The 21,705-nt window shown below is 35.5% G+C and carries 17 protein-coding genes; 6 read left to right on the top strand and 11 right to left on the bottom strand.

Annotation, left to right across the window (positions count from 1 at the left end; genetic code table 11):
- Positions 1 to 467: 467 nt before the first annotated feature.
- The 6 genes from B0I10_RS07200 to prfB all read right to left on the bottom strand — a co-directional run bounded on the left by B0I10_RS07200 (position 468) and on the right by prfB (position 7,126).
- Entirely contained in the window at positions 468 to 779 is a 312-nt protein-coding gene (locus tag B0I10_RS07200) for a hypothetical protein (protein ID WP_146740321.1), read from the bottom strand.
- A gap of 223 nt (positions 780 to 1,002) precedes the next feature.
- The gene (locus B0I10_RS07195) at positions 1,003 to 2,673 is read right to left on the bottom strand and encodes an RluA family pseudouridine synthase (RefSeq protein WP_112085822.1); all 1,671 of its coding nucleotides are present in this window, start codon (positions 2,671 to 2,673) and stop codon (positions 1,003 to 1,005) included.
- A gap of 47 nt (positions 2,674 to 2,720) precedes the next feature.
- A complete protein-coding gene (locus tag B0I10_RS07190; protein ID WP_112085821.1) occupies positions 2,721 to 3,149 on the bottom strand; it encodes a hypothetical protein in 429 nt (142 codons plus the stop codon).
- A gap of 41 nt (positions 3,150 to 3,190) precedes the next feature.
- Positions 3,191 to 4,819 (bottom strand): acyl-CoA carboxylase subunit beta, encoded by a 1,629-nt coding sequence (locus B0I10_RS07185; RefSeq protein ID WP_112085820.1) that lies wholly within the window; start codon positions 4,817 to 4,819, stop codon positions 3,191 to 3,193.
- Positions 4,820 to 4,884: 65 nt separating this feature from the next.
- Positions 4,885 to 5,874 (bottom strand): UDP-3-O-(3-hydroxymyristoyl)glucosamine N-acyltransferase, encoded by a 990-nt coding sequence (lpxD, locus tag B0I10_RS07180; RefSeq protein WP_112085819.1) that lies wholly within the window; start codon positions 5,872 to 5,874, stop codon positions 4,885 to 4,887.
- A gap of 156 nt (positions 5,875 to 6,030) precedes the next feature.
- Positions 6,031 to 7,126 (bottom strand): peptide chain release factor 2 gene (gene prfB, locus B0I10_RS07175; RefSeq protein ID WP_112085818.1). Its coding sequence is split into 2 segments (ribosomal slippage): positions 6,031 to 7,062 and positions 7,064 to 7,126, totalling 1,095 coding nucleotides; the frame shifts between segments, so codons are not numbered across the junction.
- A gap of 122 nt (positions 7,127 to 7,248) precedes the next feature.
- Between prfB and B0I10_RS07170 the strand changes: the two genes are divergently transcribed.
- Together B0I10_RS07170 and B0I10_RS07165 are read left to right on the top strand one after the other, a co-directional pair.
- Positions 7,249 to 8,274: a threonine aldolase family protein gene (locus tag B0I10_RS07170; protein WP_112085838.1), complete on the top strand. Its 1,026-nt coding sequence runs from the start codon at positions 7,249 to 7,251 to the stop codon at positions 8,272 to 8,274.
- A 48-nt stretch (positions 8,275 to 8,322) separates the two neighbouring features.
- Entirely contained in the window at positions 8,323 to 8,826 is a 504-nt protein-coding gene (locus tag B0I10_RS07165; RefSeq protein ID WP_146740320.1) for a hypothetical protein, read from the top strand.
- Positions 8,827 to 9,030: 204 nt separating this feature from the next.
- Here B0I10_RS07165 and B0I10_RS07160 read toward each other — a convergent pair whose 3' ends face one another.
- Positions 9,031 to 9,357: a YbaB/EbfC family nucleoid-associated protein gene (locus tag B0I10_RS07160; RefSeq protein ID WP_112085816.1), complete on the bottom strand. Its 327-nt coding sequence runs from the start codon at positions 9,355 to 9,357 to the stop codon at positions 9,031 to 9,033.
- A 142-nt stretch (positions 9,358 to 9,499) separates the two neighbouring features.
- On the opposite strand from B0I10_RS07160, the gene B0I10_RS07155 reads away from it, so the two are divergent.
- Positions 9,500 to 11,560: a S9 family peptidase gene (locus B0I10_RS07155; RefSeq protein ID WP_112085837.1), complete on the top strand. Its 2,061-nt coding sequence runs from the start codon at positions 9,500 to 9,502 to the stop codon at positions 11,558 to 11,560.
- A gap of 76 nt (positions 11,561 to 11,636) precedes the next feature.
- Positions 11,637 to 12,677 carry a PLP-dependent cysteine synthase family protein gene (locus B0I10_RS07150; RefSeq protein WP_112085815.1) on the top strand — a complete coding sequence of 347 codons (1,041 nt, stop codon included), beginning with the start codon at positions 11,637 to 11,639 and terminating at the stop codon, positions 12,675 to 12,677.
- Positions 12,678 to 12,738: 61 nt separating this feature from the next.
- Here B0I10_RS07150 and B0I10_RS07145 read toward each other — a convergent pair whose 3' ends face one another.
- Together B0I10_RS07145 and B0I10_RS07140 are read right to left on the bottom strand one after the other, a co-directional pair.
- Positions 12,739 to 13,932 (bottom strand): LETM1-related biofilm-associated protein, encoded by a 1,194-nt coding sequence (locus B0I10_RS07145; RefSeq protein ID WP_112085814.1) that lies wholly within the window; start codon positions 13,930 to 13,932, stop codon positions 12,739 to 12,741.
- 84 nt (positions 13,933 to 14,016) lie between these two features.
- Positions 14,017 to 15,105 carry a M42 family metallopeptidase gene (locus tag B0I10_RS07140; protein WP_112085813.1) on the bottom strand — a complete coding sequence of 363 codons (1,089 nt, stop codon included), beginning with the start codon at positions 15,103 to 15,105 and terminating at the stop codon, positions 14,017 to 14,019.
- Positions 15,106 to 15,182: 77 nt separating this feature from the next.
- On the opposite strand from B0I10_RS07140, the gene B0I10_RS07135 reads away from it, so the two are divergent.
- Both B0I10_RS07135 and B0I10_RS07130 read left to right on the top strand, forming a co-directional pair.
- Positions 15,183 to 15,893, top strand: a complete 711-nt coding sequence (locus B0I10_RS07135; protein ID WP_112085812.1) for a DUF4294 domain-containing protein — start codon at positions 15,183 to 15,185, stop codon at positions 15,891 to 15,893.
- Positions 15,894 to 15,938: 45 nt separating this feature from the next.
- On the top strand, positions 15,939 to 16,874 hold the full coding sequence (locus B0I10_RS07130; RefSeq protein WP_112085811.1) for a TerC family protein: 936 nt from the start codon (positions 15,939 to 15,941) through the stop codon (positions 16,872 to 16,874).
- 536 nt (positions 16,875 to 17,410) lie between these two features.
- Here the strand turns inward: B0I10_RS07130 and B0I10_RS07120 are convergent.
- Together B0I10_RS07120 and B0I10_RS07115 are read right to left on the bottom strand one after the other, a co-directional pair.
- Positions 17,411 to 20,713, bottom strand: a complete 3,303-nt coding sequence (locus B0I10_RS07120; protein ID WP_112085809.1) for a T9SS type B sorting domain-containing protein — start codon at positions 20,711 to 20,713, stop codon at positions 17,411 to 17,413.
- Positions 20,714 to 21,113: 400 nt separating this feature from the next.
- The gene (locus tag B0I10_RS07115) at positions 21,114 to 21,572 is read right to left on the bottom strand and encodes a PA2169 family four-helix-bundle protein (protein ID WP_112085808.1); all 459 of its coding nucleotides are present in this window, start codon (positions 21,570 to 21,572) and stop codon (positions 21,114 to 21,116) included.
- Positions 21,573 to 21,705: the final 133 nt, after the last annotated feature.

Here is a 21,705-nt window from a genome sequence, read left to right as displayed (position 1 = left end):
CGCCATACAAACACTTGTTAGTTAGAAAAGGCTACTCTCCGGAGTAGCTTTTTTGTCATTCACCTGCTATCGGTTATAAATTATCAATTGTCAATTATCTGTCAATCATCAATTGTCAATTATCAATTGTCAATTATCAATTGCCTATCCGTCCAATCCGTGGCAAATTACCAATCAACATTCTCAGTATTCAGCCTTGCAAACAACCGTCAACGCTCCCCAATTTTGTCATCCGAAATGTGTGTCATTTCGACAATAGCAGACCCGAACGATAGTGAACAGGCAAAGCAAATCACATAAACCATCTCGCCAGTCCTGTGTCATTTCGACGATAGGAGACCCGAACGATAGTGAACAGGCGAAGCAAATCACATAAAGTAGGTTTAGACAAAGTACTAAACAAAAATACTCAATTTCTCAAATCTAGCGTTGTCAAATCAGGAAATTTTTATGTAAAAATCGGTAATCTACCGTTCTTTCCAAACCCGCCGCTTTTTATCTCCTTGCAATAAAGTAAAAAGAATACAGTCTGTCCGCACCACAAACTTCAACCGCGGCACATAAGCACTCAACTTGTTTAGTTGCACCGCCATTTGCTTGTCCAATACAGTTATCATGATAAGCTCCCACACTAACATTTTTTCCCAATCAGCATCCGTTAGCTCTATACCTAACAGCTCAAACAACAACCTAATTTTTTGCTCATTCAAATCCGCAATCTCCACATCCAAAGCCACCAAAGCATCAAGATAGGAGGGCAGTACAATTATTTTTGCCATAAAAAAAACTAAAATCAAAACCCTAAAAATACTACTTTTCTCCAAAAAAAACATTAAAACAGCTTCCCAAAACTCCACCAAACAACCGACAACCAACAACCAACAACCGTCAACTGTATAGATAAAGCATAGATAAAGTATGGATAAAGCATAGATAAAGCATCAATGGTGACAGATTGATGACTCAATAAATAGTATGCTCAACAGTTTACAATCCATCCAATCAAAACGCAACTCTATCCACAACCTCCAATTCCTTCCCCAAAACCGGATGCCAAAACCGTATAGCTTCGGCATGCAAATACAAGCGGTCGGCTTTGGTGCCGTATAAATCGTCGCCCACAATGGGGGTATTTAAACCTTCGGGATGGGCGGCGTGCACCCGCAACTGGTGCGTGCGTCCCGTGATGGGGTGAAAGTGTACCAACGTGGTGTTTGCTCGTCGTTCGATGACTTTCCATTGCGTTTTAGCGGGTTTGCCGTGTTGGTAACACACCAACTGATTGGGGCGGTTGTCTAAATCGACTCGCAACGGTAAATTGATTTCGCCACTGTCTTGCTCAATTTTTCCGGAAAGTAAGGCAACGTAGCGTTTTTGCACCGTTCGTTTCATGAACTGCGCTTGCAAATTCAAATAGATTTCAGTGCTTTTTGCCATAACCAAAATGCCGGAAGTGGACATATCCAAGCGATGCACAATCAACGGACCTGTTGCTTCGGGAAATTTTTCTTTGTAGCGACTATACACCGAATCCTGTATCGATTTTCCGGGAACGGATAGAAACTCCGCCGGTTTATGCACAACCGACAAATACTCGTCGTCGTATAAAAAGGTTAATTCTTTGTTTTCTGCCGGATTTTGCAAGAGCGGATTGTCGTCTAATGCCATTCCGTGCAACATGTGAGCCAAAATGGGTTTGCATTTTCCGGTGCAAGCGGGATAGAAATGACCGTGTTTGCGGATTTCGGATTTGGGCGATTGTCCCCACCAGAATTCTGCCAACGCAATGGGTTTGAGTTGATGTGTAAACGCATACTGCAACAATTTGGGAGCGGCACATTCACCCGCACTTGCCGGAGGATTATCTTCAAAAATGGCTCCTAAACTTTTGGTTTCTCCATTTTGATTTAAAAAGGAATACTGCTGAAACAATTTTTGTTGCAACGCCGCCGATTTCGCTTTACGTTCTTCTTTTAATTGATTGATTTTGGATTGAAAATCATCCACTTTTTGTTGAGCTTTCGCAATTTCTTCCTTCCAAAAATGATTCATTTGTTTGAGCTGAATGCTTTCTAACTGACTTTCTTTGCTCAACCTTTTTTGTGTGCTTTTATAGGATTCAAAGTCTAATTCATTTTCAGCTTTCATCCGAATTTCATCACGAATGATTTTGTTTTGTTTGCTAAGTTCTTTCTTTTCGGTTTTGTCTTTTTCGGCATTCAAAAGGGTAGAAGCGAGCTCATTTTGACACGAAATGAAGTTTGTTTCGTTTTCTAACGCTTCAATTTTGCGGTTGTATTCGTTTAGGATTTTTTCTTCTTGTTTAAAGAAACCGTCTTGTTTCAACATATCAAAAACCGGCGGAACAAAGTGTTGGTGTTCGTTGCTATCGGCTAATTTTCCGGAGAATGCGGCTAAATAACCGATTTCACCTGCTTGATTTTGCACGACTAAAACGCCAAACATTTTTCCGATTACTAAGCCTTTTTGTCCTTCTTGGAGACCGAAATTGTGTTCCCAATCGGTTTGGGTTTGCAGATAGTCTTGCAATTCGGAAGCCGCTATTTTACTCAATTGATGAGGTTCGTAGTAAAACGGAAAAGTGAATTTTTGAGGTAAATGAATACCTGAAATGTTTTGTTTGAAAGCGATAAAATGCGAATGGTTTTTCATCGCTGCAAAGCTATAAAAGGAAATCGGAATTTGGATGGTTTTGGGTTTTATTCCTTCTTTGAAATTTTTAAGTTTTCAATCCAAAAAATGTTGGATTTATAGAATTGAAGAGCGGTAGGCACAATTTTGTCTGTTAAGTCTCTTGGTGATTTTTTGATTAAACGGGCTGTTGTTCCTGCAAAGTTTAACGTGTTTTTTGTATCCAAATCATCCTCATTGGTTGAAAAATGAAGAATTTTATTTTCAATTTTCCAATTTCCTTTACCGTAACTGTTTTCTTCTTTGCAAACCGAACAAATGATGTTTCGGTAAAAGTGAAAAGTAAACGTTTGATCAGTGTTTAATTTTAATTCATACTTAATCACATCCCCTTTTACATCTTTACTATAATATTCATAAGTCCCTATATGGTCTTCGTTTTGAGCAGCAACTGAAGCTGAAATGAAAGTAATCAGCAAAAAGAGAATTTTTTTCATTGCAATTGATTTTCATTTTTTAATTCAAAAACTAAGCCAATTTATACTTGAATCACTCCCAAATTAAATTTCTTTTCAATCGGAGCGTGGTTCGCAGCTTCAATTCCCATTGAAATCCACGTTCGGGTTTCGAGCGGGTCGATGATGGCATCCGTCCATAAACGAGAAGCGGCGTAGTAGGGGGAAACTTGCTCGTCGTAACGGGCTTTAATTTTATCGAATAATTCTTTTTCTTTGGCTTCGTCCACTACTTCGCCTTTGGCTTTTAGGGAGGAAGCTTCAATTTGAGCTAATACTTTTGCGGCTTGCGTTCCACCCATCACGGCTAATTCGGCACTTGGCCAAGCAAAAATTAAACGTGGGTCGTATGCTTTTCCACACATCGCGTAATTTCCTGCTCCGTAGGAATTTCCGATGACAACCGTGAATTTCGGCACAACCGAATTGGAAACCGCATTCACCATTTTGGCACCGTCTTTAATGATTCCGCCATGTTCTGATTTGCTTCCCACCATAAATCCGGTTACATCTTGAAGGAAAACCAACGGAATTTTCTTTTGATTACAATTCGCAATAAAACGAGTCGCTTTGTCCGCCGAATCGGAATAAATCACACCGCCAAACTGAATTTCGCCTTTTTTTGTTTTGGAAACTGTGCGTTGATTGGCTACAATTCCAACCGCCCAACCGTCAATTCGTGCATAACAGGTGATGATAGATTGACCGTAACCGTCTTTATACATATCCATTTCTGAATTATCGACCAAACGTTTGATAACTTCCATCATATCGTATTGATCGGATCTTGATTTCGGAACAATTCCGTAAATATCACTTTCTTTTAACGCAGGTTTTTCCGCTTTTACGCGATTGAAACCGGCTTTGTCATAATCGCCAATTTTGCTAACAATGCTTTTAATTCTGTCTAACGCATCTTTGTCATCTTTGGCTTTATAATCGGTGACACCTGAAATTTCGCAGTGTGTTGTGGCTCCGCCTAAGGTTTCATTATCAATGTTTTCGCCAATGGCGGCTTTTACTAAATAACTTCCGGCTAAAAAGATGCTTCCGGTTTTATCGACAATCATGGCTTCGTCACTCATGATAGGCAAATAGGCACCACCGGCAACGCAACTTCCCATCACGGCAGCAATTTGGGTAATTCCCATACTGCTCATAATGGCATTGTTTCTAAAAATGCGTCCGAAATGTTCTTTATCGGGGAAAATTTCGTCTTGCATCGGAAGGTAAACACCCGCACTATCTACTAAATAAATAATTGGTAAACGATTTTCGATGGCAATTTCCTGAGCACGTAAATTCTTTTTTCCGGTGATAGGAAACCAAGCTCCGGCTTTTACAGTCGCATCATTAGCCACCACAATACATTGTTTTCCTTTGATGTAACCAATTTTTACAACCACACCTCCGGACGGACAACCACCGTGTTCGGCGTACATTCCATCACCGACAAATCCACCGATTTCAATGCTTTTGGCTTTCTCATCCAATAAATAATCGATGCGTTCACGAGCAGTCATTTTGCCTTCAGCGTGTAGTTTGGCAATTCTTTTTTCGCCACCGCCTAATTTGATAATGGCAAAACGTCTTTTTAATTCGGCTAATATGAGTTTATTGTGATCTTCGTTTTTATTGAAGTTAATGTCCATAAAGAATGTAAATTTTGTTGTGTGCGAAATTACGAAAACGTTTGAGATTTAAAGAGCTGAATGGTTTAATTTTTAGCCAATCTTTTTAAAACAGCCCATTGTTTTAAGGCAGTACGAGCTTCCACCGCAGGATAACCCAGCATGGTTACTCCGGCAGGAATATCGGCAGTAACACCAGAACCAGCACCCACAATAGCACCCGAACCAATGGTTACGTGGTCTTTGATAGAAGCACTTCCGCCAATGATTACGCCATCTCCCAACGTGACAGAACCGGCTAAACCGCTGTTTCCGGCCATAATGCAAAAACGACCAAGAATAGAGTTATGTCCGATTTGAACTAAATTATCAATTTTGCAACCATCGCCCAAAATGGTGGAGCTGAATTTGGCACGATCGACACAGGAATTGGCACCGATTTCTACCCAATTTCCTAAGATTACGTTTCCGATTTGAGGGACTTTTACCAAACCTCTTTCCGGACAAGGTCGGAAACCAAATCCATCCGCACCAATGGTAGAGTTAGGGTGAAGGATGCAATGTGAACCCACGTGACAACGTTCACGAACAACAGCTCCGTTCCAAATTACGGTTTCATTTCCAATCGTACATTCGTCTAAAATGGAAACATTAGAATAAATGGTTGTATTTTTTCCGATGACAACATCTTTACCGATATAGGTATGAGCACCAATTCGTGTTCCTTCACCAATTTTTGCTGAGCTGTGAACCACTGCTGTGGGATGGATATCAAATTCAAAATGGGGTGGAGGTGGAGCAAAAAATTCCAACACTTGCGACATCGCTAATTCGGCATTTTTTACTTTGATGAACGCTTTATTGTCGCCGGGTTCAATTGAAATATCTTCATTTACTACTGCAATGGAAGCCTTTGAATCGGCCCAAAATTTTTCATATTTTTTATTACCAATAAACGTAATGTGGTTTTCGTTGGCTCGTTCAATTTGCTCGGGAGCTTCAATTGAGTGCGAAGTATTTCCCACAATTATTCCGTTTACAACAGCATTAATTTCTTGTAAAGTATGTGTTTTCATATCGAAAGTAAATATTTTTCTAAAAATAAGGTTTTAAAGTAATAAAAACCAAATTTAAGTGTGTTTGATTATAAATTTCACAAAAGATATTACGTTGTAAAAAAAATAACCCATCTAAAAAGACAAGTTATTCAACTATAATAGTATCTAAATTACTTATTCTTCTTTTTGTCCCATCATCATTAAGTAAGCTTTCAAAAAGGCATCTATATTGCCATTCATCACGCCTTCCACGTCGCTGGATTCGTGTCCGGAACGAACGTCTTTTACCAATTTATACGGATGCATCACATAATTTCTGATTTGCGAACCCCATTCAATTTTCATTTTTCCGGCTTCGATGTCGGCACGCTGAGCCATTTGTTTTTTGAGTTCAATTTCATACAATTGCGAACGTAACATTTGCATCGCTCGTTGTCGATTGTCTTGTTGCGAACGCGTTTCTGAACACTGAATTTGAATTCCGGTTGGTTTGTGAAACAACTGCACTTTTGTTTCCACTTTATTCACATTTTGACCACCGGCACCGCTTGATCTTGACGTAATGATCTCTAGATCTGCTGGATTAATTTCAATTTCAATCGTATCATCTACCAATGGGTAAACATAGACAGAAGCAAAGGATGTATGGCGTTTGGCATTGCTATCAAACGGAGAAATTCGCACTAAACGGTGTACGCCATTTTCGCCTTTTAAATATCCAAAAGCATATTCGCCTTCGATTTCTAGTGTAACGGTTTTAATACCAGCTACGTCGCCTTCTTGAAAGTTAAGTTCTTTAATTTTGTAGCCTTCTTTTTCCGCCCACATGAGGTACATACGCATCAGCATTGAAGCCCAATCGCAACTTTCCGTTCCGCCGGCTCCTGCAGTAATTTGTAATACGGCACTCAAATTGTCGCCTTCGTCTGAAAGCATATTTTTGAATTCCAGGTTTTCAACTAAGGTATTGGTTTGTTCGTAAATGGCATCTACTTCCTCTTCGGTGGCATCGCCATCTTTAAAGAATTCGAAAACCATTTGAAGTTCTTCCACTAAGGCTAATCCTTTTTGATAATCTTCTACCCATTTTTTCTTAGAGCGAAGGTCTCGGACTACGATTTCGGCTTCTTTGGGATTGTTCCAAAAGTTTGGATCGAACGTTTTTTCTTCTTCGTTGGTGATCTCGATTAATTTCTTATCGATGTCAAAGATACCTCCTCAACGCACCAAGACGCTCTACAATACCTTTTATTTGTTCGGTATTTGTCATAATTATTGTAGTTTTGTTTTTTGCAAATGTAGGAACAAGTTGTGATTTGTCCTAATGGTGAAAATTAATAATTGTGTAGAGCCAGTTCGCGACCTGTCCGTACAGAAAAAAATAAAAATTCAATGGAAATAAATTTAGTAAGCGATACCGTTACCAAGCCAAGCCCTGAAATGTTAAGTGCGATGTTTAATGCAAAAGTAGGTGATGATGTTTTTAAGCAAGATCCTACCGTGAATGAATTAGAAGCGTACACGGCTGCTTTTTTTGGAATGGAAAAGGCGTTGTTTTTTCCAAGTGGAACAATGGCGAATCAAGCAGCGATAAAATTACACACACAACCGGGCGAACAATTGATCGCCGATAAATATGCTCATATTTTTAATTATGAAGGTGGAGGTGTTTCGTTTAATAGTGGTGTTTCATGCCGTTTGTTGGATGGAAATCGTGGAATGATTACTGCTGAACAAGTAGAGGATGCGATTAATCCGCCGGATTTTTACCATAGTCCGTTAACGACCTTGGTCTCGTTGGAAAACACGACTAACAAAGGGGGTGGAGCTTGTTATGAAATGAAAGATTTGTTAGAAATTAGAAAAGTGTGTGATAAACACGGCTTGAAATATCATTTAGATGGTGCTCGAATTTGGAATGCTTTGGTGGCTAAAAATCAAGATCCGCTTCATTACGGGCAATTATTTGACACGATTTCGGTTTGTTTTTCCAAAGGAATGGGAGCACCAATTGGTTCGGTTTTGTTGATGAGTGAAAAGGATTATCAAAAAGTGATGCGAATTAGAAAAGTGCTGGGCGGTGGTATGCGACAAGCCGGTTATTTAGCTGCTGCGGCAATTTATGCTTTGGAGCACAACATAGAACGATTAACAGAAGATCACCGAAGAGCAAAAGAATTAGGCAAAGCCCTCTTGAAAACAAATTGGGTGCAATCGGTGGAGTCTGTGGAAACAAATATTGTTATTTTTTCAGTAAAACCAACGATTCAAGATGCGGTGGTGATTGAAAAATTGAAGCAACGAAATATTGCGATTAGTTCGTTAGGAAAAGGAAAATTGCGTTTGGTAACGCATTTGGATTACAAGGAAGTAATGCACACGTATGTGTTGGAAGCGTTAGAAAAAATGGTTTTTTAGTGGGAATTAATGAATCTTTTTCAAGTTTATAAAAACGTCAGAAAAAAAATGAAAACAATATTTCTACTTATCACTTTATTTTTTTCTTTCTTATGCATTGGACAAAATATTGATTCACTAGTTTCTAAAAGAAATAATTTAGAATGGATTAATGAATTGAAACAAATTAATTCTAAAGAAGAAAAAATTAAGAAGATTATTGAAAAAATTAAATCTGACTCAATTGTTTCGAAACCAGATATTCCAGAAATAATTGTAATTAAAGTTGATAAAGGAGAAGATCTGTCAGATGCAATTAGAAAGAGAACAAAATGCAAAATTATTTTTGTATTGACTCAAAAAAATAGTATCAGGTTACTAGACTTAAATCAATATCCAAAAAACACTATAATTATTAACTATTTTAATAGTATCTCTATCGATTCGATTGAAATAATTGAAGGTGATAAGGCACTTTCTCTGTTTGGAACTTCTGCAACTTGTGGTGTTGTAGTTTTAAAAAGTAATAATGGAAAATTAAAAAGAGCAATTAAAAAGAGTTTGAAAGTATAAATAAAAGCTTAATGTAATTTTGAAAAGCGATTTTTAAATGGTTTCCTTTCTAGCCCCGATTGCAGTGGAAATCATCTTTGGCAAAGTTTTTAATTTTGCCAATTATATTGGAACGGAAAGCGGGAATAGGGTTTGCTGAAAAAGCCCGAGCCATTCGCTTCTTAAAAAGTTGTCTGTTGTCTGTTGTCTGTTGTCTGTTTTCGGTTATTTGTTGAACATATCCATTCCCGGGATATTCGGCATCCCGTCTTTGGCGACTGCAGCGAGTTCTGTTTCGTTTACGTTGGTTGCTTTTTGGATGGCTTTGTTCATAACCAAAATCAAATAATCTTCTAATTGCTCTTTGTCTTCGAGCAAAGTGGGGTGAACATCGATTGATTTTAATGTGCGATTTGCGGTTAATGTTACCTTTAAAAGCCCGTCATTGCTTTGTTCGTCTACCAAAACGTGGTCTAAACGTTTTTTAGTTTCTTCGATTTTTTGTTGGGTTTCTTTAAGTTTCCCCATCATTCCCATTAGGTCTCCAAACATGTTAATAATTTTTATGGTTTGTGAACTGCAAATGTAGTATATTGCATAGTTTTGAGTAAATAATTTTTTTATGAATAAATCGTTAGCGTTAAGTTTAGTTTGTGTTATTTTTGCAACTTCTTGTCAAAAAAAAGAAGCTAATATGTCAGAAAACATAGTGCCGCCAATTGCGGCTAAAAAAGATACTGTTCTTGAAAAACATGGGGATAAACGTGTAGATCCTTATTATTGGTTGAATGACCGCGAAAATCCGGAAGTGATTCAGTACCTTAAAGATGAAAATGAGTACTACCAGAAAATGACGGCTCACACGCAGGCTTTTCAAAAAGATTTGTTTGAGGAAATGAAGTCGCGTATCAAAGAAGACGATGAGTCTGTTCCCTATTTATATAACGGTTACTATTACATTACCCGCTTTGAAACCGGGAAAGAATACCCGATTTATGCACGAAAGAAGGGAAGTTTAACGGCTAAAGAAGAGATTATGTTTGATTGCAATGAAATGGCAAAAGGGCAATCTTATTTCAATTTAGGCGGTTTGAATGTGAGTGAAGATAACAAATTGGTTTCGTTTTCTACCGATAAAGTAGGAAGAAGGATTTACACCTTACAGGTAAAGAATTTAGAGACCGGAGAACTTTTGTCAGACAAAATTGAAAATGTTTCCGGTGCAGCTGTGTGGGCTAACGACAACAAAACGTTGTTTTATACCACTAAAGAAAAAGTTACCTTACGTTCGGATAAAATTCACAAACACGTTTTGGGTTCTGATGCCAAAAAAGACGAATTGGTTTTTCATGAAAAAGATGAAACCTTCAGTGTATACATTGCCAAAACAAAAACGAAGAAATTCTTGGTAATTAACAGCAGTAGTACGTTGACCTCAGAATTTCAGATTTTAGATGCCAATAAGCCTACTGATCGATTTAACGTTTTTCATCCCAGAACAAGAGGATTAGAATACAATATTTCACATTATAATGACCATTTTTACATTGTTACCAACAAAGACAAAGCAACCAATTTTAAGGTAATGAAAACGCCGGATACCGCTACAACATCCGAGAATTGGGTGGACTTGATTCCGCACAACGCAGCTGTTTTGATAGAAGGAATTGAAATTTTTAAAAATTACTTGGTTGTCGAGGAGCGTTCAAATGGTTTAAACAAAATCCGTATCATGCCTTGGAGTGGCAGCGGTGAGTATTATTTGCCGTTTGAAATTGAAACATATTCCGCTTTTGTAGGAACTAATGTAGATTTTGATACTGATATTCTTCGTTATGGCTATCAATCGTTAGCTACTCCGTATTCGGTTATCGATTTTAATATGAAGACCAAAACAAAAGAAGTGAAGAAAGAAATGGCTGTTTTGGGTGGAAAATTTGATAAAAATAATTACAAAGAAGAACGGGTATGGGCAACCGCAACGGATGGAACAAAAGTTCCTATTTCGTTGGTTTACCGCAAAGAAGTGAAGAAAGACGGAAATAATCCGTTGCTGCAATATGCCTATGGTTCCTACGGCAACTCGATGGATCCTAATTTTGATTCTACTATTTTAAGCTTACTCGACAGGGGTTTTATTTATGCGATTGCCCACATCCGAGGCGGAGAAGATATGGGGCGTCAATGGTATGAAGACGGAAAATTATTAAAAAAGAAAAACACGTTTACTGATTTTATTGATTGTTCAAAATTTTTAATAGAACAAAAGTATACCAATCCCAAGAAATTATATGCACAAGGAGGCTCTGCCGGAGGTTTGTTGATGGGTGCAGTAGTGAATATGGCTCCTGAATTATACAATGGGGTGATTGCTGCAGTTCCTTTTGTAGATGTAGTTACTACCATGTTGGATGAAACAATTCCATTAACTACCGGTGAATACGATGAATGGGGAAATCCGAATGACAAGGAATATTATGATTATATGAAATCATATTCGCCTTATGACAATTTAAAAGCACAAAATTATCCTAATATGCTTGTGACTACCGGTTTACATGATTCTCAAGTACAATATTGGGAACCGGCAAAATGGGTGGCCAAATTACGAACATTAAAAACAGATAAAAATTTATTATTTTTAGATACAAACATGGATGCGGGTCATGGTGGGGCTTCAGGAAGATTTGAAGCCTTAAAAGAGCTGGCAAAAGAGTTTAGTTTTCTTTTAGATTTAGAAGGAATTGAAAAGTAAAATTTTTTTTTATAAATTTGCAAGGTTTTAAGGTTGCCAAAAACAATAGAAGTTTGCCTTGACTAACATATTTTTTATGAAAGAACAGATAAAAGCTTATAATAGTGTATTGGATTTAATTGGGAATACGCCATTAGTTAAACTCAATAGAATTACAGATAATTTAGAAGGTAATTTTTATGCTAAGGTTGAATCGTTCAACCCAGGTCATTCAACCAAAGACAGAATTGCACTTTACATTATAGAAGAGGCTGAAAAGCAAGGAATACTCTCACCGGGTGATACAATTATAGAAACAACCTCCGGAAACACAGGATTTAGCTTAGCAATGGTTAGCATTATCAAAGGATATAACTGCATTTTGGCTGTAAGTTCAAAGTCTTCTCGCGATAAAATTGATATGTTGCGAAGTATGGGAGCAAAAGTATATGTCTGTCCAGCACACGTATCTGCCGATGATGAACGTTCCTATTATAATGTAGCGAAACGTTTACACGAGGAAACAAAAGGCTCTATCTACATTAATCAATATTTTAATCAATTAAATGTTGATGCTCACTACAAATCTACCGGTCCTGAAATTTGGGAACAAACAAACGGTCAGATTACACATTTAATTGCTTGTAGTGGAACGGGTGGAACCTTATCAGGAGCCGCAAAATTTTTGAAAGAAAAAAATCCAAATATTAGAATTTTAGGGGTTGATGCGTATGGTTCTGTGTTGAAAAAATACCATGAAACCAAAGAATTTGACAATGAAGAGATTTATCCCTATCGAATAGAAGGTTTAGGTAAAAACTTAATTCCAACGGCAACAGATTTTGACATCATTGATAAATTTATCAAAGTAACCGACGAGGAAAGTGCTCACACTACACGAGAAATTGCCGTGAAAGAAGGTTTGTTTGTTGGATATACTTCCGGTGCAGTCGTTCAAGCTATTAGACAATTTGCCGAAGAAGGGGAGTTTGATGCAAATTCTAATGTAATTGCCATATTTCCGGATCACGGCTCACGTTATATGAGTAAAGTATTTAGTGATGAATGGATGAATGAGCAAGGCTTTTTTGACAGTGTGAATATGGAAGAAGTTCAAAAAATTGAGTTCATAAAATAAGAAGAAGTAGATTCCATTACACAAGAAATAATATAGAAAATCTTCCTTTTTATTGTTTTTTTTAATCCAAGTTCTCATTAAAAGCAGAAGGTAACATCTGCGGAATAAACTTTATCAAAATAGGCAAAAGCAAACTTCCGCCGGGTAGCAAAAAAATGGTTAGCGATGGTACGGTTTTGCAGACATCCAACAATTGTTTTTTCATTCGTTTCTTTTCGTCAGTATTGAGTTCTCTGGTTGTAGAAGCGGCTAGAAGTTTGACCAAATCTTTACTTTCAGTCAATTCTTTATGCAACCGCTTTTTATTTCGAGTGATAAGCATGACAACTGTCTGAGTAGTTTGATCATAAAAATGCTTAATCGGGTTGGAATAATTGAAATACGGAATATCATTTCTATGTTTTTTAATAAATTCATCAATAGCTGATAAACTCTCAATAACATAAAATTGCTCAAATTTAAAGATGCCACCTAAATCATATAAAAAGGCAACTTCATTTTTTTCCATTTTTTCATCAGACCAAATTGCCATACCTGCCAAATCCATGACGTAGTATTTTTCTAAATCGGTTTGAAGAAAATCTAAATTCAAGGCTTTTAAATCAGTTGTTTTGAATCCTGAAAATTTGGTGTATCGTACAGAGGTTTCAAATAATTTAATTAACAAATCATCATACTGCGATTTGTTTGATTTGGTTGTTAAAGCAAGTGTAACAATACCTACAATGGTTTCTTCCAGTTTTTGAACATAACCCTTGGTTATTTCTTTGTTTATTAAATAATTATGGAAGGACAAAACATCAATAAACAAAAGTGCATTGGTGACTATGTGCGAAAAGTTTTTAATCAAAAGATTGTCATTGGTTTGCACCCTTGCGTCAATTATTTTTTCTAATTGAATGGCCTTACTTTCAGAAGGTAGCATCTTTTTAAAAAATGAAAAACCTTTTGGATGCATTAAATTATAAAAATCCAAGGTCAAATCGATAAAAGAATTTTTTGAGGGATTTTTTTCAGTCAACTGATAAATGCCAAAAAGTGTATTTAGTAGAGCCACTTTAGAAACTTCTTCCGAAGTCCATCCTCGGATTGATAAAGGTTCCAATGTATCAATACTAACCACATGACCATAGATGAAACCGGTTTCTCTCGTTTTACAATAAAAATCCTTTGTGTTATGTAAATAAGGTGAATTCAACAAATAATATTTGCTGAAAAACTTATCTACCCAACCCTGTGCAGAAGGATTTATCATTGCTTTTATTTTTTTGCAAAGCTATCATTTTTAAAACAAAAATTCCCGAAAAATAGCATCGGGAATTTTAAATTTTAGTTATTTTTATTTGAAGTAGGAGAACGTTTCGTTATTCTCAATTTTCAACAAGGTTTCATAAATTAATTTAATTACGTTTTCCACATCATCTCGATGAACCATCTCAACGGTGGTGTGCATATAGCGAAGAGGAAGTGAAATTAGAGCTGACGCAACGCCACCATTACTATAGGCAAACGCATCGGTATCTGTTCCTGTAATTCGAGAAGATGCTAAACGCTGAAACGGAATTTTCTTTTCCTCTGCTGTGTTTATAATTAGTTCACGTAAATTATTTTGTACCGCCGGAGCATAGGTAATGACCGGACCTTTTCCAATTTGCGTTTCACCTTCAATTTTTTTGTCAATCATTGGGGTGGTGGTGTCGTGGCAAACATCAGTTACAATAGCCACGTTGGGTTTTATGGTTTTAGTGATCATTTCGGCACCACGCAAACCAACTTCTTCCTGAACAGAATTGGTAATGTATAAACCAAAAGGCAATTTCTTTTTATTTTCGTGTAATAAACGAGCCACTTCGGCAATCATAAATCCACCCATTCGGTTATCGATAGCACGACAGACAAATTTATTTTCATTTAATACCATAAATTCATCTGGGTAGGTAATTACGCAGCCCACATGAACGCCCATTTTTTCTACCTCCTCTTTGGTTGAACAGCCTAAGTCGATAAATAAGTTATCAATACGAGCCGTTTCTTCTTTACCGCGATTTCGGGTATGAATTGCAGGCCAGCCAAAAACGCCTTTTACAATTCCTTTTTTGGTATGAATATTAACCCGTTTTGAAGGTGCGATTTGATGATCGGAACCACCGTTTCTGATGACATAAATCAATCCGTTATCAGTGATGTAATTCACATACCATGAAATTTCATCAGAATGCCCTTCAATAACCACTTTATAGGCCGCATCAGGGTTGATTACACCAACAGCAGTTCCGTAGGTATCTGTAATAAATGTATCAACATACGGTTTAACATACTCCATCCAAAGTTTTTGACCCTCTGATTCGTATCCGGTTGGAGAAGCATTATTTAAATAATTCTCTAAAAAAGTAAGTGATGATTTTTTTAGTATGGTTTTTGCTGACATAGATTTTGTATTTTTTTGCTAAAATATAAATAAGATAACACAGTTATAGTATAAATCTTTACTTTTGATTTTTATTTATGAAAAAAATGAAACCCAATCTGGTATTTTTAGTATGCTTACTCATTACAACCTTTGCTTTTGGACAGGAAACTGAAACCAAGAAGGATTCTACGGTAATTTATTATTTAATAGGTAATGATTCCATCTTAAGAACATCGCTTGATTTAGATGAAGTGGTTGTTACCGGTAAAAAATCAAATAAGGTAGATGAAGATCGAAAAAAGTTTCTCTTACTTCAACAACGGGTTATAAAAGTTTATCCTTATGCTAAGGTTGCTGCAGATAATTTGACCAAATTGAATCAAAACATGGGAAAATTTAAAACAGAACGTGAAAAAAAGAAATATTTTAAAATTGTAGAAAATTATCTTGAAAATGAATTTGAGGAGCAACTTAAAAAGTTGTCACGTAAGCAAGGGCAGATTTTAGTAAAATTGATACACCGTCAAACCGGAAAAACCACCTACACATTAGTAAAAGACTTAAAAAGTGGATGGAAAGCTTTCTGGGCAAGTAATACGGCAAAAGTGTTTGATATCGATTTAAAGGAAGAATATGATCCGTTTACAGTGACCGAAGATTTTTTGATAGAAAGTATTTTAATTAAAGCTTTTAACGAAGGTAGATTGCAAAGGCAGCCTCCTGCAGATGCAATAGATTATGTGGAGTTATCTCGAATTTGGAGAGAGAAAGTCCAAAAAGTAAAAGACAAACAAGCAGAAAATTAATTATTTTTTGATTCGTATTCTTGACTACATTTACACAAAAAAAATATGATTGTCTGGATTATTTTCATTGCTTCAATTGTCTTGTTTTTAGCCTTAGATTTAGGAATTTTTAACAAAACTCCTCACATAATTAGTTCTAAAGAGGCCGGAATTTGGACTGGAATTTGGGTTACGTTATCTTTTGTTTTTTCCGGAGTTATTTATTGGCTTTATGGTAATCAATATATTTCAAATCCAGAAAATTATGAACCCGCCATTGCGTCGATGAAATTTATTACCGGATACCTCATCGAGTTGTCCTTAAGTGTGGATAATATTTTTGTGATTGCAGTTATTTTTTCCTCATTTAGAATTCCGCAGAAATACCAGCATAGGGTTCTTTTTTGGGGAATTCTCGGGGCAATAGTGTTTAGAGGTCTCATGATTTTCTTTGGTGTCATACTGATAAATAAGTTTAGTTGGATGACCTATATTTTTGGTCTCTTCTTATTATTTACGGCCGGAAAAATGTTATTTAAAAAAGACGAAGAACAATTTAACCCCAAAAAATCTTTTATTTATCGTACCCTCAGAAAAATAATGCCCATCACCATGCACATGGAAAAAGAGCATTTTTTTGTAAAAAGAAGGCATATTACTGCAGCAACTCCTCTTTTTGTGGCATTGATTGTTATTGAACTCATGGACGTTTTGTTTGCATTAGACAGCGTTCCAGCAATTTTAGCTATAACTCCCGATCCTTTCTTAGTGTTTAGTTCCAATATTTTTGCTATTTTAGGTTTGCGATCAATGTATTTCTTTTTATCGCACATGCTTAACAAATTTGCTCATTTGGAATTCAGCTTAATAGCAATTCTAACATTTGTTGGTATAAAAATGCTTTTGGTTCATCATATTAAATTCCCGGAATGGGTTTCCTTGGGATTCATCGCCCTTGCTTTAGGGATAGGAATTGTTGTTTCTCTTAGAAGTAAAGATTAGAAATGATTGAAAAATAGCTTTTTATCGATTTTATATTCCTATTAACAGAAATATTTTTTTTAACGGAAGTACTAGTATACTTTTGAATCACCATAAGTTAAGTAGGTTAAGTTTATGGATAAATTTGGGGCAAAAAGGGTGAAAGCAATTTCACCTTTTTTTTTGGAATAAACTGAATAAATAAAAAAAGACTTTTGATTTCAAAAGTCTTTTTACGTGTGTAGTGGTTTTTGGTTTTTGGAATTATAATGAATTGTATATTTCTCAAAAAGAAATATGAATGATATACTAAAAAGAGAGGCCTAGTTTTTAGTAAAACAAATTTATAAAAAATAATTTGCATAAAAAAAGCTCCTCCAAAAAGAGGAGCTTCATCCCAAATTTATTTTTAACCTTATAAAGGTAACTAGTTTCAAAAGTAAATAAAAACAAAAAATCAACCTAGTAAAACCTCCTTTTTTCGATGAAATGCCTTAATTAACAGATTGTTATGAAAAAAGCTGTTTTTAGAGTTTTTATATTACGAAGCATCAGATTTATCTTTTCAAGCTGAAATGTCCTTTGTGTGTACGTCCGTCATTTCGATAGATCATAAACCAATAATCTGCAGAAAATAAAGGTTGTCCATTGAAGGTTCCGTCCCAACCATCGCTTTTAGAATTAAAAACAGTAATTAATTTTCCATAACGGTCGAAAATATGGACAATAAAATTATCTTCCAAACGGGAATCTGTAATTAACCATTTATCATTATATCCGTCACCATTAGGGGTAAAGAATTTTGGATAATATAAAAGCCAAACCACTTCTGTAATTGTTCCACACCCAATGGAATCTTGAACATAAACGGTATAAATTCCAGGCAATAAATTGGTAAATGTATTAGCGGTTTGGTAATTTGTTCCATCTATTGAGTATGTATGAAAACCACTATTATTTGAATTTACGGTAATTACATTTTGATTTTCTGTCCAATCTACCGTAGTTATTGAATTGATAACGGGCGGTTCTGATATTGAAATTGTGATTATTTTGGTATTATCACAAATTAAATTAGAATTATTAAACGTAGTTGCTGCAGTGACATTAACAGCAGATGTTCCATAGGTTGAGACGGTGAATGACTCACCAACGGTGCCATCTGACCAGACATAGTGAGTATTTGGCAAAGGATTATTTATCGTAACAGTAAAGGGCAATTCATCACAAACTAAATAATCTGAACTTAAATTAATAAAAGGAATTTCTCCCACAAAAACAGTAAAACTTTTAACTTCATAACAAGAGGGAAGTAGATCTAGTATGATACGTGTGTAGATAGTTTGCGGATTTGATATAGGATTAAAATTGGAAGGATTTGATATTGGGTTTATATTTTGTTGTGCATTGTTAAGCGAGGTATAAAATGTAACGGTATACTGCTCCAAGTCATCGGGATGAATCATTGTTGAAATCTGATTGGTTAGATTAAACCGTTCATTGTTAGTGATTGAAGGCACACAAATAACCATATCTGTTGGTTCTAAACTATTTATGATTGATTTTAACGTATCTACGTCAAAAACTTGTGTTTTAATATTTCCACAAGCATCTTCAATTTGGAGTGTATACAAACCAAGTGGAAGGTTAAAAAATAGTGGGGAATTTCCATTATCTAAATTAATAATTTCACCATTTCTAAGGATTAATTTATATTGAATTGGTGCTTGTCCCATTGCGTTCACCACAACATCTAATACGCCATTATCTGAACAAGGTGAACGATTAATATCGATAATTTCCAGAGCTTCGTTAAACACAAAAGTTGGATTAAAAATTTCTAAGCAAACTTTTGTTTCATCAGCTTGATTTGTAATGTCATTACCATTTTGGTAAGCATTGAACTTTCGAGTAACGCGGAATTCACCATTAAAAACAAAGTTAAAATTCATAGAATTGTTTGTCAAAACAATTGAATTTGTTCCGTTAGGAGAGGAATTCTGTGGGTAAATGACATTTGTTTCAGGATGACCCCAGCTATTTGTTAGGGGATCAATTAATTTTTGAAGCCAAAACGACTGCCCATTAACGCCGTTGCTTAGAAAATTTAAATTTATATCGAATGAACCGCAATTAAAGATGGGGTTAAAAGTAGCGTTATTGATTATGTATTCATTTAATGTAACGGTGAGAGAATTAGAAAACCCACATTCATCGTCCACTTCAAATGAATAATCACCGGGCGGTAAATTATTCATAAAAAAAACACCATCATTGGCTGTGATAAAATTAGATGCATTAAATGGAATGTTCTGTCCAAAGGAACTAGGAGCAGCTGTAATAAGTATGTTGGTAATACTTGCGTTGTTACTATCAATTCGAATTGATGTTGTTCCTAAAGCACACCCTACACGTTCATTATAAGTTAGTCCTTGATTTTCAAAAATTGGTACTTCAATAGCCTCAATTTCAAAGGAGGTATTGCATTCATCAAGAATCGTAATTTCATAAAATCCAATTGGTACCGGGTTTAATTGAATAACTCCATCAACCAACTGATTCGTAACATTATGAGGAAGAGGAAAAGGAAAAGCAGGGGGTGCTACCACTACTGTTGCCCCAACAATTTCATTAATAGGAATAGCTATTTTGATAAAACCATCATTAACATAGCATCCGTTATTTCCGGTGGTTATGCTTGGAACAATCGTATTTTGAACAATTGAAAAAGCAACTGATTGTTCCCGTCCACAGGAGTCTAAAATAGTAAAGTTGTAATCTCCAAGTGGAACCAAATTTTCTTGACCACCGAAAACAATAGCACTCGAGTTTATTGGCCCGGGATAATCAGCATTAAAATTCTCCGGAGTAAAACCTGATGGTATGGTATCAAAATTGAGCTGAAATGGGGGTATTAAATTCGCAGTATTAATTGTAAAATAATTAGAATCACACGGTTGTCTATTTAATGTAACAGATACTGAACTTGCTAAATTAGCTGTAAAATTTTGGCTGGTAGTTATTCCGCAGTTATCGGTAATTTCTAATGAGTAAGAAAAATTAGTAAAAGTAAAGTTTGGAAAAGTAGTACTAATGCTTGTTTCTAAAGGATTTCCCGAAACGATTGTTTCATTACTAGTAAAGTTTGGAGAACCATCAGGTGCAAAAACAGTATAGTTAATCAGGAGCGGATAGGCAATTACTGCTCCATCATTCGGATAAATTGAATTTGAAATCATGGTATTATCACATGAAGGAGGAACAGTATTATTTAAAATAGGATTACCTATCGTTAATCCTAATGGAGAATAGGAAACTGTAAAAGTTGTGACTATTGCAATTCCACAAACATCAAAAACCCGGATAGTATATGTTCCTTCTGGTAAATTGGAAAAGATATTTGACATTTGTGGCGAAAACAGTACTGGTCCGGCTGTAATTTCAAAACTAGTAGCTATTCCGGAATTTATATTTACAACAACATTGCTCAGATTGCTACAAGATTGATTAAGGTAGTTAACAGAGTAAGATAAAGGGGTAAAGGTATTTGTGATAGTTACGGTGCCTTGTTGTGTGGTTGTCTGATTTCCGATTGTTTCAGTTGCAATAACTAAATAATCTCCGGCTACTAGTCCATTAATTGATGAAAGAGTTGGAGTAGCGTAAGGAATAGAGGTGTCAGGGAGCTTGAAAACTACAAACGAAATTGTTCCGGTTGCGTCTGGATTAGAAATCACAAATTCAATCGAACCGTTGCCCGGACAGCTTTCGTTAGTGATTGATAAATTAAGTTCAAAAGCACATGAAAACTGAGCGAACATCAACCATGTCAGTAAAAATAGTATTCTGAAAATGCTCATTTCAACAATTTTAATCAAATTAAATGCTTACGACTGTAATTTAATTTTGCATAAGTTCACAACAACTAAACATTTTATCTTTTCAAATAAAGTAAGGATGACAAAAAAATATCAGTTGTAGAATAAATTACTGCAAGTTCTGAGTAACCACTTTGAGTACAAAAATATATACAAATGTAGGTATTGTCTACCTCATGCAAAAATTTAAATTATAAAAATACAGCATTTAGGCGTACTATTATCTAGCTACATTTTTATAAATTTTTAAGAGTAGTATTCATGTCAGCATGAGCTTGAAGAAAATCTAACCACAAATAACGACAAGCTCAATTTGACATGTAACTTACTACTCACCATATAGTTTTTATGTAGAATAATGGTTCACTTTCCAACACTTTTATTAAACTTCTTGAAAATAGTTATGCAACTGATTAATCCTTTCGTAGTCCGCTTTCAGCAGATTATACTGCTTAAAAAGTACACTGTTTTTTTCTGAGTTTACCAAAGAATCACTCTCTTTAATTATTTTTTCATACTCATTAAGCACTTTATTTTCTCCATGCTTACATGAAGATAAAATTGATTGTCGGTCATCTTTTTTGATCGCTTTTTTCATTTCACCCCAAATGATAAAGAACTTTCCGGTTTCTCTAAATCCGTTATTTCTTTTCGCTCCTAATTTTTTTAATTCCTGAGTAAGCTCCTTTTTACATTCTAATGATGTGAGAGCCAAAGTTGAAAACATTATTTTGATATCTGGTTCTTTCGCTTCATAGAGAGCAGATTTATATCCTTCCACTCGGTCATTGTTAATACAAAGCAATGTATTTAGGTTCTCAATTGTTTTTTCAATGCTCATGGTATCCAAATTAGATGATTAATACTAGAGTGTAAATTTCATGATATATTGCCCACGATTACTTACATAATTTTGGATTTATATTACATAATTTATGATTAATTGATTTAATATGTTTTAACGTTATTGCCTC

Origin of the sequence: Flavobacterium lacus (assembly GCF_003268815.1) — a bacterium.
Classification (GTDB): Bacteria; Bacteroidota; Bacteroidia; order Flavobacteriales; family Flavobacteriaceae; genus Flavobacterium; species Flavobacterium lacus.
This window is presented reverse-complemented; position numbering and strand designations above follow the sequence as displayed.